12 protein-coding genes and 1 other annotated feature are annotated in these 12,528 nt (G+C 36.7%); of the genes, 8 read left to right on the plus strand and 4 right to left on the minus strand.

Going from position 1 to position 12,528, the window contains the following annotated elements; genetic code table 11:
• Positions 1 to 170: 170 nt before the first annotated feature.
• The 3 genes from MKY37_RS17725 to MKY37_RS17735 all read right to left on the minus strand — a co-directional run bounded on the left by MKY37_RS17725 (position 171) and on the right by MKY37_RS17735 (position 3,724).
• Positions 171 to 758, minus strand: a complete 588-nt coding sequence (locus tag MKY37_RS17725) for an anthranilate synthase component II (RefSeq protein ID WP_340779020.1) — start codon at positions 756 to 758, stop codon at positions 171 to 173.
• Positions 755 to 2,143: an anthranilate synthase component I gene (gene trpE, locus MKY37_RS17730; RefSeq protein WP_340779021.1), complete on the minus strand. Its 1,389-nt coding sequence runs from the start codon at positions 2,141 to 2,143 to the stop codon at positions 755 to 757. The genes MKY37_RS17725 and trpE overlap by 4 nt, the downstream gene beginning before the upstream one ends.
• 62 nt (positions 2,144 to 2,205) lie before the next feature.
• Positions 2,206 to 2,437, minus strand: a binding site (T-box leader).
• 24 nt (positions 2,438 to 2,461) lie between these two features.
• Complete coding sequence (locus tag MKY37_RS17735) at positions 2,462 to 3,724, minus strand: BaiN/RdsA family NAD(P)/FAD-dependent oxidoreductase (protein ID WP_340779022.1); 1,263 nt, start codon at positions 3,722 to 3,724, stop codon at positions 2,462 to 2,464.
• Between the two features lie 348 nt (positions 3,725 to 4,072).
• Between MKY37_RS17735 and MKY37_RS17740 the strand changes: the two genes are divergently transcribed.
• Together MKY37_RS17740 and MKY37_RS17745 are read left to right on the plus strand one after the other, a co-directional pair.
• Positions 4,073 to 5,689 carry a putative polysaccharide biosynthesis protein gene (locus MKY37_RS17740; RefSeq protein ID WP_340779023.1) on the plus strand — a complete coding sequence of 539 codons (1,617 nt, stop codon included), beginning with the start codon at positions 4,073 to 4,075 and terminating at the stop codon, positions 5,687 to 5,689.
• Between the two features lie 9 nt (positions 5,690 to 5,698).
• On the plus strand, positions 5,699 to 6,421 hold the full coding sequence (locus MKY37_RS17745; RefSeq protein WP_340779025.1) for a pseudouridine synthase: 723 nt from the start codon (positions 5,699 to 5,701) through the stop codon (positions 6,419 to 6,421).
• Between the two features lie 36 nt (positions 6,422 to 6,457).
• Here the strand turns inward: MKY37_RS17745 and MKY37_RS17750 are convergent, their stop codons facing one another.
• On the minus strand, positions 6,458 to 6,679 hold the full coding sequence (locus MKY37_RS17750; protein ID WP_211894923.1) for a DeoR family transcriptional regulator: 222 nt from the start codon (positions 6,677 to 6,679) through the stop codon (positions 6,458 to 6,460).
• Positions 6,680 to 7,155: 476 nt separating this feature from the next.
• Here MKY37_RS17750 and pepV point away from each other — a divergent pair, with 476 nt between their 5' ends.
• Genes pepV through trmB form a run of 6 tightly spaced genes read left to right on the plus strand, consistent with a single transcriptional unit; the run spans position 7,156 to position 12,515 of the window.
• Positions 7,156 to 8,562 (plus strand): dipeptidase PepV, encoded by a 1,407-nt coding sequence (gene pepV, locus MKY37_RS17755; protein WP_340779027.1) that lies wholly within the window; start codon positions 7,156 to 7,158, stop codon positions 8,560 to 8,562.
• A gap of 2 nt (positions 8,563 to 8,564) precedes the next feature.
• Entirely contained in the window at positions 8,565 to 9,416 is an 852-nt protein-coding gene (gene dat, locus MKY37_RS17760; RefSeq protein ID WP_340779029.1) for a D-amino-acid transaminase, read from the plus strand.
• Complete coding sequence (thpR, locus tag MKY37_RS17765) at positions 9,413 to 9,973, plus strand: RNA 2',3'-cyclic phosphodiesterase (protein ID WP_340779030.1); 561 nt, start codon at positions 9,413 to 9,415, stop codon at positions 9,971 to 9,973. Before dat ends, thpR begins: the two co-directional genes overlap by 4 nt.
• Positions 9,961 to 10,944 carry a nuclease-related domain-containing protein gene (locus MKY37_RS17770; protein ID WP_340779031.1) on the plus strand — a complete coding sequence of 328 codons (984 nt, stop codon included), beginning with the start codon at positions 9,961 to 9,963 and terminating at the stop codon, positions 10,942 to 10,944. The genes thpR and MKY37_RS17770 overlap by 13 nt, the downstream gene beginning before the upstream one ends.
• A complete protein-coding gene (locus MKY37_RS17775; RefSeq protein WP_340779032.1) occupies positions 10,937 to 11,854 on the plus strand; it encodes a diacylglycerol/lipid kinase family protein in 918 nt (305 codons plus the stop codon). The genes MKY37_RS17770 and MKY37_RS17775 overlap by 8 nt, the downstream gene beginning before the upstream one ends.
• A 19-nt stretch (positions 11,855 to 11,873) precedes the next feature.
• Positions 11,874 to 12,515 carry a tRNA (guanosine(46)-N7)-methyltransferase TrmB gene (gene trmB, locus MKY37_RS17780; protein WP_340779033.1) on the plus strand — a complete coding sequence of 214 codons (642 nt, stop codon included), beginning with the start codon at positions 11,874 to 11,876 and terminating at the stop codon, positions 12,513 to 12,515.
• The last annotated feature ends 13 nt before the right edge of the window (positions 12,516 to 12,528 follow it).

A 12,528-nucleotide genomic window follows, 5' to 3' on the forward strand; every position in this document is an offset into this window, starting at 1 on the left:
CAGGGACGCTTTCCACGGGCGTGGCCTGAGCCTGTAGTCTCAGGCGTCACGCTATTCCCGTAGGAGTCGCCCCTCCATTTCAATCAATTTTATTAAATACCTATTATTTAGTAAAGGTTTCTCCTTATCCAATAAAATTTCTACTTCTGTCCCAGCCTCTCAGCTATATCTTATTTTACATAATTTCTTTCAAGGATTTTGATAAATGAGTGCATAATTCGATTACCGTGCTCTGTACCAATCGATTCCGGGTGAAATTGAAGGCCATAAAGAGGGTAGTAGACATGCTTAATAGCCATTATTTCATCGTCGTCTTGTGACCTTGCAAGCACTTCCAGTTGATCTATTAATGACGCCTCTTCAATTACAAGCGAATGATATCGCATGACTGAAATTGGTTCATCAAAAGATTCAAATAAGGACTGATTTCTATGGGATAGTATGGACATTTTACCGTGCATAATCGTTTTTGCCTGCACAATTTTTGCTCCAAAAGCTGCTCCAATCGATTGATGACCAAGACAGATTCCTAAAATCGGAAATTTTTTGTGTAGCTTTTGAATAAGCTCGATAGAAATACCTGCATCAACAGGAATGCCTGGTCCGGGAGAAATAATAATTGCCTCAGGGTTTAATTTTTCTATTTCAATTATAGTAATAGCATCATTGCGAACGACTTTTACTTCTTTGCCGAGCATACTTATTTGCTGATATAAATTATACGTAAAGGAATCATAGTTATCTATCAATAAAATCATCGTTGCACCTCCAAAAGAGCTTTCGCTTTATGGATTGTTTCCTCGTACTCACTCTTCGGGATAGAATCATGGACAACACCGGCTCCAGCTTGAACATGGGCATGATGATCCTTCACAACCATTGTTCGAATGGCGAGTGCTAAATCCATATTACCTGTAACGGAAATATAGCCAACAGCCCCCGCGTAAACACCACGTTTCATAGGCTCTAAATTATTGATAATCTGCATAGCTCTGATTTTCGGTGCTCCAGAAACGGTTCCAGCAGGTAGGCAGGTAGTTAGCACATCCAGAACATGGGCATCTTCTTTTAGTTGACCAGTTACTTCGGACACAATATGCATGACATATTTGTAGTACTCAATTTTCATATATTTCTCGACTTGAACAGTTCCGACTTCTGCAATTCGACCAATATCATTTCGTCCTAGATCAACGAGCATACGATGCTCTGCGATTTCTTTTTCATCATTTAATAACCCTTTTGCAATACGGGCATCTTCCTCGGCAGTTTTCCCACGGGGCTTAGTCCCAGCAATCGGGTTCGTTGTCACTAATCCATCTTTCACCTTTACTAAGCTTTCAGGAGATGTTCCTAAAATAGTATAGGTTTCAAAATCCATATAGAACATATAAGGAGATGGATTGGAAGTACGAAGCTGGCGATACAGCGAGAAAGAGTCTCCGTTAAATGGAGATGTAAAACGCTGAGATAGGACAATCTGAAAAATGTCGCCTCTTAAAATATGCTCCTTTGCTTTTTCCACCATATCCGTAAAGTCTTTTTCCTGAATTTGAGGTTGAAAAGCGAGTTTAGGCTCCGTACTGTCAGGAGTTCTCGGTCCTTGCTTAAGCTCGGAGAAAATCTTTTCAATCGCATTAATCATCGCATTTTCAGAACGTCCATTTTGAAACAAATCGATAGCGGCAATGGAAACAGTTTGTTTCAAATGATCGAAAATAATAAATGTATCGTAAAACATGACATGTACATCTGGCATTTCTAATTCATCTTTCAATAAATCTCCTATTTGCTCATTATAGAATGCAGTTTCATAGCCAAAATAGCCAATAGCCCCTCCAAAGAAGGAAAATGGATATGGATCTTGGTGAACAGGAAACATTGTTTTAAGTTTTTCTATTACAGATATTTGCTCTCGTTCAATTTCTTCATTTTCAAAGGATAATGAATATCCATGCTGATCACCGGTTAATTCACCGATGGGGTCCACAGCGATAAAGGAATATCTTCCGCTTTCCTCATGCTTTGCGGAAGATTCAAATAACATTTTTTTCTTTCCGTGCAATGAATGAAAAATGGAAATAGGAGTCATCATATCCCCTTGTACTTCTTTCATTTGATAGCTTCTCGTCTCAACTTTCATTACTCAGCTCTCCTTTTCTAAGGCTAATCTCAGCTCAACTAAATACAAAAAGGCCCTCCATCGAAAAGGACGGAGAGCCGTGGTGCCACCTTCATTGATCACTATTGTAATCCACTTATTGCAACGAAACAGTTGCGAGTCCTATAACGTAGACGAACGCCAAAACCTACTAAAACTAAATGTTCAGCCTTGGAGCTAAGAAGCCCATTCACTTTATAGTCTGCACTGACTCGCACCTACCGTCAGCTCTCTAGAGCATTTCATAAAGTTACTATTCTTCCTTATCGCTTGTTATAGTTTATTGTATTATAAATTATTTTAAAATTCAATCGATTTCGCGGCACTCATACCAGCAATTTTTCCTGTTACAAGGGCCGAGGTAATATTATACCCCCCTGTGTAACCATGAATATCCAATATTTCACCACAAAAATATAGTCCTGCCTTTTTCTTCGAAGCCATAGTTTTAGGCTCTATTTCCTTGATAGATACACCCCCACCAGTAACAAAAGCTTTCTCTAAAGGTTGTGTACCATAAACAAAGACGTTGAATTGCTTTAACTCATGCGCAAGTGCACGAATCTTTTCGTGCGCAAGATTTTGGCCATCCTCACTTTCTTGAATGCCAGTACGTTGAAGTAAAAATAATAGCCATCTTTCAGGTACAATGCCTTTCCATACATTTTTTACTGCTTTTTTAGGATCTTCTTTTATAGTGGATAGTAGCATTTGGAAAGTTTGTTCTTCATTTTGTTCTGGAAGACTGTCAATTCGAACAGCAACAGGTTGTCCGCCATTTTTCTTTTGTTCCTTTACAACGAATTGACTGCATCTCAAGACGGCAGGGCCACTTAAGCCAAAGTGGGTAAATAACATATCCATCTCATGCGTAATAATTGGCTTTCCTTTTTTGTTTAACACAGAAACACCGGCGCCTCGAAGTGCAAGACCTTGAAGTTCTTTAGATTTAATAAATGCTTCATTGGACAATAAAGGTACTTCTGTTGGATATAAGTCCGTTACAGTATGTCCAGCTTTTTCAGCCCATGGATAACCGTCCCCAGTTGAGCCTGTTTGAGGAACTGCTTTACCGCCGACTGCTACGACGATAGCACCTGAAGTAATTTCTTCGCCTGAAGCTAGTCTTACGCCAATTACTTTTTCATCATTCATCAATAACTTGGCTACAGCTGAATTTAACTTTATTTCCACTTGTAATCTTTTTAATTCATCTAGCAGGGCATTTACAACATCCATAGCCTTGTTAGATACTGGGAACATTCTTCCGTGATCTTCTTCCTTTAAAGCAACTCCTAGATTTTCAAAGAATTCAATGATATCTTCATTATTAAAAACAGAAAATGGGCTAAATAAAAATCGACCATTTCCAGGGATGTTTTTTACAATTTCTTCTTGAGGGAGTCTATTCGTAACATTACAACGCCCGCCACCTGATATTGCGAGCTTTTTCCCAAGCTTGTTTCCTTTTTCAATAAGTAGTACTTTCTTATTTTCTGCACCAGCTGCCGCAGCGGCCATTAATCCTGAGGGACCCCCACCAATTACAATAACGTCATACATAATAAATTCACACTTTCAGTTTTTTCTTTATTATACATGATTGTGGTTTTGTTTAGACAGTTGTAAACTGTAAGATAGACATTTTAACTTCATTAAGCAAATGTTTTTTTGTGACGAGCTTGCGCAGGAGCAGAACTATCCCACTTCTATAAGTGGTGAGGTGAATGCAAGATATGTATTCAACTAAGTGGTGTCTACAAACCCCTGCTTAATAAAGTAAAGGCCTCCGCGGATGTCACAGATTTTTCTTAAGCAAGCTCGAGAAAAATCTGGGCGCACTGTTTTCTGCAATGAGCTTGCGCAGGAGCATATTCGCCGAGGCGAATATGATAAGAATGGACGGGTTAGATGGCATCGAATTTATTGAAAGGGACAATGATATTAACGGTCGGTCTCTTATTATCAAGAATACTAGGTGTTCTTTATGTAATACCTTTTTATCAAATAGTGGGGGAAGAGTATATTGCACTTTATCAATACGCTTATACTCCATATTCCATTATGCTAGCAATTGCAGTTTCTGGAGTCCCAGTTGCTGTTTCGAAGTTTGTATCTAAATATAATTCACTTGGTGATTATGCCACTGGCAGAAAGCTCGTGAAATCGAGTATGCTACTAATGGCAGTGACAGGATTCTTAGGCTTTTTAATCCTTTTTTTCCTAGCTGATCCTATTGCGCATCTAATTATAAAAGATGATGAGGCAGTATTTTCCGTAAATGATGTAGCTTCTGTGATTAAATTTGTAAGTTTTGCTGTAATTGTAGTGCCAATTATGAGCTTAGTAAGAGGGTTTTTCCAAGGCTATCAACATATGACTCCCACGGCGATTTCTCAATTGTGGGAACAAATTGTTCGAATCCTTTTTGTACTAGTCGGTGGTTTTTTTGTTGTATACATATTTAATGGCACAGAAAAAACTGCAGTTTCCTTTGCAGTATTTGCCGCGTTTTTAGGGGCAATTGCGGGATTAGTAGTGTTACTTTGGTATTGGAGAAAACTGAAGCCCGAGTTTAACAATTTGTTAACTACTTCAGGTAAAGTTAGTTCAGATGTGTCGTTAACTAACATTTATAAAGAAATGTTAATTTATACAGTACCATTTGCACTTGTAGGGGTCATTAATCCCTTGTTCCAATTTATAGACATGATTACGTTTAATAGTGCGATGTCTATAATTGGGATAAGTGGGGATATATCTAACACATTATTAGGTATGTTGAATTACAGTACCCATAAGCTTGTGATGATTCCTGTTATGCTAGCAACTGGTTTCAGTATGACGTTGATCCCATTGATCACTAGTTATTATGCAAAACAAGACTTTGTGCAGGTTCGTAAAGCATTGGACCAATCTTTCCAGATTTTATTGTTCTTAACAGTACCTGCAGCAATGGGAATTTCTGTGTTAGCTGATGAATTTTACTTAGTGTTTTATGAAGCGAGTGAAACAGGCGCAACCGTGCTTGCTCATTATGCTCCGATTGCAATTTTATTTGCGTTGTATCCAGTAACTACTTCTATATTGCAAGGAATTGATCGACAAAAGTTAATAATACTAAACCTATTACTTGGAATACTGACGAAGCTTGTTCTAAATACGCCGCTTATTAAAGCGTTCGAAACAGATGGTGCAATTATAGCTACAGCCTGCGGTTATATAGTAGCAATTGGATTGAACATGTTTGCTATACACAAAACGCTACATTATAAATCGAATATGGTCATACGTAGAATTATGCTTATATTAATAGTGAATGCAGCAATGCTAATACTTGTGTTTATAGTGAAATTAGGATTTGGACAGTTAATGTCCATTGATACTAAGCTAAAAGGGCTACTTGCAATAATCGTTTGTGCAGGTATAGGAGCAGTATTTTATGCCTTTGTTACTTTGCGATTGGGCCTTGCTCAAAAACTATTTGGGGATAGACTTACCCGTTTTACGAAAAAAAATGGTTTTTAGGAGAATAAAATGCGATTAGATAAATTTCTATCTCATATGGGATATGGTACAAGGAAAGAAGTAAAAATATTGGTCAAATCAAAGGCTATTCAAGTAAATGAGGCTGTTGTAAAAGACAGTTCCATGCACGTGAATGAGCTAAATGATAGAGTGACGGTTTACGGAGAAGTAGTTGAATATAAAGAGTTCATCTATTTAATGATGAATAAACCACCTGGAGTAATTTCTGCAACAGAGGACTCAAGGGATCAAACAGTTATTGATTTATTAGATGATGATGTTCGCCATTTTGAACCATACCCAGTAGGTAGATTAGATAAGGATACTGTAGGACTTCTTTTATTGACGAATGACGGTGCTTTAACACATCGACTACTATCACCAAATAAGGATGTACCAAAAGTGTATTATGCGAAAGTGGAAGGTGTAGTAGATGAATCAGATATTACAGCATTTTCAGATGGAGTAATATTGGATGATGGCTATCATACAAAGCCTGGAATTCTTACTATCTTAAATAGTGGTCCTATTTCTGAAATAGAATTATCCATTACAGAAGGTAAATTTCATCAAGTGAAAAGAATGTTTGAATCGGTGGGGAAAAAAGTAGTTTATTTAAAAAGGCTTTCTATGGGAATGTTATTGTTAGACAGTTCTCTTGCAGAGGGCACATACAGAGAATTAACTGCAGAAGAGTTAGAACAAATACAGCAAAAGAATGACCTCGCTTAAATCTGAGCATGGTCATTCTTTTCATATTGTTAGTATCTAAGATGTCAATTTAACTCGTTTGTTCGTCGTGGTCCATTTGCCTCTGGTAGGACTAATGACTAGGTCATTAAAAGCAAGCACATTCAAATCTCGTTGAATCGTGCGAGGAGTGATGCCAAATTCATTGACTAAGTCTTGTGTTGTAACTGTTCCATTATCCCGGATGAACATATACATGTCTTTTATTCGAGTTAGCATCCGATCAGTAGTTGGTTTCATAAGTAACCACTCCTTCATCATGATATCTCTTGGCTAGACTAGCGGACGACTTGGGTGAAAAGCAACTGAGTAATTGCAATTTACAGCCCCTTTACAAAATGATTGTCAAAATATTTACTTTCTGACAATTCCATTATAGTAGATTTCTATTGAAATTTCTATAGATATTATGATATTTACAAATAATTCACATTTCTCTTTAGTTTAGGAACATGCTAGAAATACAGCATTATCTAAGTTTTTTCAGAGTAATAGCTAGAGGGTAATGGATAAATTTTCCTATTTGTAAGTAAATTCACTTTGAGAGCAAGTAAACAAACAGCGAACACAAGTTATAGACATGCCACAGCAAGTAAATGGTCTACGGGGATGTTGTTTATAGTTTAAAAGAAGGTCATAAAATGCCTTCTTTTTTTGTGTCTTTTCCTATAAAAAGTGTAAAATGGAGTATAAGCATTATTTAGGGGGAAACAAATATGAACTGGTTAGAACTAGCAGAATCGAAAAAATCAGATATTGTAGCAGAATTACAAAGATTAATACAAATTCCAAGTGTGATGGATGAAAAAGAAGGTAATGATGAAATGCCTTTTGGTCCCAAGCCATTAGAAGCTCTTTTACACATGTTGAATGAAGGTGAGCAAGAAGGATTTATAACAAAGAACGTGGATAATGTAGCTGGACATATTGAAATGGGTGAAGGGGAAGATATTTTAGGAATCCTTTGTCATGTTGATGTTGTGCCAGAAGGTAAAAATTGGACGTATCCACCATTTGAAGGCGTTGTAGCAGAGGATAAAGTATACGGACGCGGTGCAATAGACGACAAAGGTCCAACAATAGCCGCTTGGATGGCGATGAAATTAGTGAAAGAAGCTGGAATTGAGCTTTCGAAAAAAGTCCGTCTCATCATTGGAACAGACGAAGAAAGTGGATTCCGTTGTATGGCTAGATATTTTGAAAAAGAAGCAATGCCCCAAATGGGATTTGCCCCTGATGCAGATTTTCCGATTATTAATGCAGAAAAAGGGATTGCAAATCTAATCTTTACGCAAACTGGTTCAGCTGATACAGAAACGATTCAATTTTTTCAAGCAGGTAAACGCACAAATATGGTGCCAGATGAAGCATTTGCTGTAATTTTCGGTGGTCTACATATGATCAAAGAAAAATTCCAAGCGTTTGCAACAGAACATAATGTAGAAGGAGAAGTTACGCAAGAAGGTCCTATGGTTAAAGTACTTGTGCATGGTAAATCAGCACATGCAATGGAACCAGATGATGGTGTCAATGCGGGAATTTTATTGGCAAAATTCTTACAAAGTATTAACTTGACTCCTCATTCAAAAGCATTCGTCAACTTTTTAGTAAGTTCCTTCGGAGAAGAAAGCAGAGGGCATGCACTGGCACTTAATTTTACAGATGAGATTTCAGGGGATACGACTTTAAATCCAGGGGTTATTCATTATGCACCTGCACAGGGATCTTGTACACAGGTGAGTATGCGTTATTCTGTAAGCTATCCTTTCGATGAACAATTAAGTGCATGTAGAGAGGTGCTTAGTAGTACAGGTATTACATTGGATTTGGGTACTAATGCTAAGCCGCATTATGTCGATAAAGAAGATATACTCATTAAAACATTACAAAAAGTATACGAAAAACATACCGGTGAGACAGCAGAGCTATTATCTATCGGTGGTGGCACGTATGCGAGAGTATTAGAAAAAGGGGTAGCATTTGGTATGCTTTTCCCAGGTAGAACAGATGTAGCTCATCAAATAGATGAATATGTAGATATTGAAGATTTAGTTAAAGCAACTGCAATTTATGCAGATGCTATAGTAGAACTTGCTGGAAGCTCAAAATTGGAGGAGAAATAAGCATGGTAAAAGTATTATGGAATGATCAATTTGTACAAGAAGAAGATGTGAAAATTGGATACGAAGATCGTGGTTATCAATTTGGTGATGGAATTTATGAAGTGATTAAAATATATAACGGAGATATGTTCACTGCAACAGAGCATATTGATCGATTGTATGCGAGTGCTGACAAAATTCAATTAGTCATTCCATATACAAAAGACGTCATGCATAAAATGCTACACGATCTTATAGAAATGAACGAGCTTCAAGATGGGCAAGTGTATCTTCAATTTACGCGCGGTACTAGTATGCGTCAACATAATTTCCCGATTCCGTCGGTTGAATCCGTATTAACAGCTTATACAAAGGAAACTGTACGTCCTCTATCACAGCTAGAAAATGGAGTCAAAGCTTGCTTTGTAGAAGATCTCCGCTGGCTTCGTTGTGATATCAAATCGTTAAATTTATTAGGAAATGTGTTAGCAAAACAGGAAGCAATCAGTAAAGACTGCTATGAGGCGGTTTTACATCGTGGAGAAACAATTACGGAAGGTTCATCTTCTAATATGTACGGTATTAAAGATGGCGTTTTATATACACATCCAGTTAGCAATTTAATACTTAATGGAATTACTCGCCAAGTTATTTTAAGCTGCTGTGAAGAGGTAGGGCTTCCAGTAGTTGAAGAAGCATTTACAAAAGCACAAGCACTTGAGATGGATGAAATGATTATGTCTTCGACAAATGCGGAAGTAATGCCAATAATTTCGATTGACAGTAAATTAATCGGTAACGGAAAACGTGGCAAATGGACCCAAAAGCTTCAAGTAGCATTTGAAAAAAGAATTCCTTCGTCCGTTAAAATATGACCAAGCATTATTTTATCGCTGTAAAAATTCCAAAGCAGATAGCAAATGCAATTATTCACGAACGTGATAAAACAAATTTACTAAAGACACATAAAGTGTTACCTGTGGCAGAAGATTTGCATATTACACTCTATTATTTAGGGCATGTAGAAGATAGTACATTAGAGCAGATAATTCATGCTCTTCACCAATTAGTATGGGAACCGTTTGAACTGAAGACAAGTGGAGTGGCGCATTTTGGAAATGAAGCCACTCCACGCGTTGTATATACCGCCTTGGAAAAAAGTAATCCATTGCAATTATTACAAAAAAAAATTGTACAGCTATTAGCGAATTTTATAGAAGTGCAGAAAAAAAATGAATTTACTGCCCATATTACAATCGCAAAAAAATGGGCTACTAAAGAGTCGCTAAATTTAACAGAGTTTACATTACCTAATTTAGCCTTTAACGTATTAAGCTTGTCTCTTTTTACGATTAATGCGAATCGTTCTCCGCGTTATGAAGAAATAAGTACAGTTTTAGTGAAGGAGGGGAGAAAAGAATGGCCCAACTAGTTAAGCTACAAGATTATGTTTCTCGCTATCAAATTGATCTAAAAAGATATCCAACTCAGTTTGTAAGATTAAAGAAACAACAGTGGGATCGAACAAAGGAAGAGTGGGAACGAGGTTCTTTTAATGCAGATTGGATCGAAAAAGAAGAGGAAGTTGTTGTAGAATACGAGAAAAAGTCGCTTTTCTCTATTCTTTTTCCTAAGCATAAAAAAGAAATAACAGAAGAAATAGACTGGCAAAATGATGAGTTGACTGAAGAGGTACCAATCCCAGAAGAATCTAGTACGTTACTTTTTGAACCCAAATTAGTATATAAGCCTCAAACAATAGAAGAGTTAAAGCGAATGTATTTAGATCAGTTATTTCATTTTCAATTAAAATGGGCAAGCTCCACTTTACGAGAAAAGTCTTATGTAGATCCAAAATATATGCGTGATTCACTGCTAAGAGATTTAACACAGAAACTACCGGATAATTATTTTTTATTTTATTATCCTATTTTAAAGCTAAAAAAAGCACCAATTGAGTTAGATATTATACTAATACTTCCTACTGAAGTTGTCTGTATTGTAGTTCTGGAGGACAAAACTTCCGATGCGTTTATAGGGAGTGGGGAACGATTTTGGCTAAAGAAAAGTGGGAAAGAAGAAAAGAAAATATTAAATCCTACAATTAATCTGAATCGAATGGAATCAATTTTAGGGCAGATTTTCGAAAAACAAGAAATAGAGTTACCGATAAAAAAAGTAATTCTTTCAAGGAATGGTTATATTGATTATCCAGGAAACTCGTTTCATACCGAATTTATCGATACTAGAAAATTTCCAGAATGGTTTTTATCATTGAAATCTTCCCATTCTCCGATGAAGCATATGCAATTTAAAGCAGCACAGGCTATATTGGACCTAGTACAAACCACTTCGTATTCAAGATCTAGTTGGGATTTAGGTAGTGAGGAAACCAATGAGTAATATAGTCTTTATCGTAAATGAGTATGCAGGGAATGGGTTAGGTAAGAAGATATGGAGAAAGTGGAAAGACGCTATCGATTTTCCTCATACAGTATTTATCACAGAGAGTAAAGACCATGCCACGAAAATAGCAAGAAAATGCGCAGAATCTATGGATAATTTGCTCATTGTTGGTGTTGGCGGAGATGGGACCATTCATGAAATTATCGTTGGTGTAGTTGGGTTTGAGCATGTTCGAATCGGTATCATTGCTGCAGGAAGTGGAAATGACTTCGGCCGAACATTTTCCGTTTTTCGTACCTTGAAGGACCTACAGGCTTTTGCTATGAGCGATTTTCATACAAAGATGGATATTGGGACCGTGCAAACTCATAATTCAACATACCAATTTGTTAATAATGCAGGATTTGGATTTGATGCAAAAGTTGCTTACCTCGCTAATTATTCTGTGTGGAAAAGTAGATTAAATCTTTTAAAACTAGGTAAGCTTGCATACATATTATATCTTATTAAAGAGTTATTTACGTTCAATAAATTTTCCTTTACCCTACATAATAAAGAAGAAGTTATCCAATTTGATGATGTGTGGTTCTTTGTTATTTGCAATCAGCCGTTTTTTGGAGGTGGTATGAAAATTTCACCAACATCTATTCCTAATGATCAATTACTAGAAATGACAGTCATTAACAAATTATCAAGATGGAAATTATTATTTATTTTTGGTACAGTATTCTTTGGAAAACATACTAAATTTAAAGAAGTTACACAGTTTCAAGCATCAGATTTTAATATAGTTATCCATGATGAAGTGTTCGGCCATGTAGATGGAGAGTTTTCTTGCATAACCGATAAAGATACAGCTTTTGCATGTTCAGTAATAGCAAATGCATGGAATTTAGCAAACCGTTAAAGAAAAAGGAGTTTGAATAATGAGGTTAAGACATAAACCATGGGCAGAGGATTTTATCAATGCTCATCCAGAAATAGTGATCCCAAATCCAGAAGAAATCAAAGGGAAATGGGATATCGAATTTAAGAATGATCATCCACTACACATCGAAGTAGGTTCAGGAAAAGGGCAGTTTGTAACAGGAATGGCCAAGCAAAATCCTGAAATCAATTATATCGGCATCGAGCTATATGACAGTGTGATTGTGTCAGCGTTGGAAAATGCTATTGCTGCTCAGCCATTACCAAATTTACGTTTATTAAAAGTTAACGGAGCAGATTTAGCAAAGTATTTTGAAAAAAATGACGTAGATCGAGTTTACTTAAACTTCTCTGATCCGTGGCCAAAAACTAGACATGCTAAACGACGCTTAACACATGCAGAGTTTTTAGAGTTATACAAATCCATTTTGGTTGACCATGCTGAAATTCATTTCAAAACGGATAATCGTGGACTATTTGAATATTCATTAACGAGTATGTCAGCCTTCGGTATGCTTATCAAAGATGTTTCCCTCGATTTACATGTTAATATGCCTGAGGATAATGTTATGACGGAATATGAAGAAAAATTTTCTGCAAAAGGCCAACCGATATACCGAGTAGAAGCAAAATACGTTTAACTTCATTCAGCAG

Origin of the sequence: Psychrobacillus sp. FSL K6-2836, from assembly GCF_038003085.1 — a bacterium.
Taxonomy (GTDB): domain Bacteria; phylum Bacillota; class Bacilli; order Bacillales_A; family Planococcaceae; genus Psychrobacillus.

What these genes read in the sequence shown, in the direction of transcription:
- pepV (WP_340779027.1), top strand. Translation starts at nt 7,156, where the DNA reads ATGAACTGGTTAGAACTAGCAGAATCGAAAAAATCAGATATTGTAGCA.
- MKY37_RS17770 (WP_340779031.1), top strand. Translation starts at nt 9,961, where the DNA reads ATGGCCCAACTAGTTAAGCTACAAGATTATGTTTCTCGCTATCAAATT.
- MKY37_RS17735 (WP_340779022.1), bottom strand. Translation starts at nt 3,724, where the DNA reads ATGTATGACGTTATTGTAATTGGTGGGGGTCCCTCAGGATTAATGGCC.
- trpE (WP_340779021.1), bottom strand. Translation starts at nt 2,143, where the DNA reads ATGAAAGTTGAGACGAGAAGCTATCAAATGAAAGAAGTACAAGGGGAT.
- MKY37_RS17745 (WP_340779025.1), top strand. Translation starts at nt 5,699, where the DNA reads ATGCGATTAGATAAATTTCTATCTCATATGGGATATGGTACAAGGAAA.
- MKY37_RS17740 (WP_340779023.1), top strand. Translation starts at nt 4,073, where the DNA reads ATGGCATCGAATTTATTGAAAGGGACAATGATATTAACGGTCGGTCTC.
- MKY37_RS17750 (WP_211894923.1), bottom strand. Translation starts at nt 6,679, where the DNA reads ATGAAACCAACTACTGATCGGATGCTAACTCGAATAAAAGACATGTAT.
- MKY37_RS17725 (WP_340779020.1), bottom strand. Translation starts at nt 758, where the DNA reads ATGATTTTATTGATAGATAACTATGATTCCTTTACGTATAATTTATAT.
- thpR (WP_340779030.1), top strand. Translation starts at nt 9,413, where the DNA reads ATGACCAAGCATTATTTTATCGCTGTAAAAATTCCAAAGCAGATAGCA.
- dat (WP_340779029.1), top strand. Translation starts at nt 8,565, where the DNA reads ATGGTAAAAGTATTATGGAATGATCAATTTGTACAAGAAGAAGATGTG.
- trmB (WP_340779033.1), top strand. Translation starts at nt 11,874, where the DNA reads ATGAGGTTAAGACATAAACCATGGGCAGAGGATTTTATCAATGCTCAT.
- MKY37_RS17775 (WP_340779032.1), top strand. Translation starts at nt 10,937, where the DNA reads ATGAGTAATATAGTCTTTATCGTAAATGAGTATGCAGGGAATGGGTTA.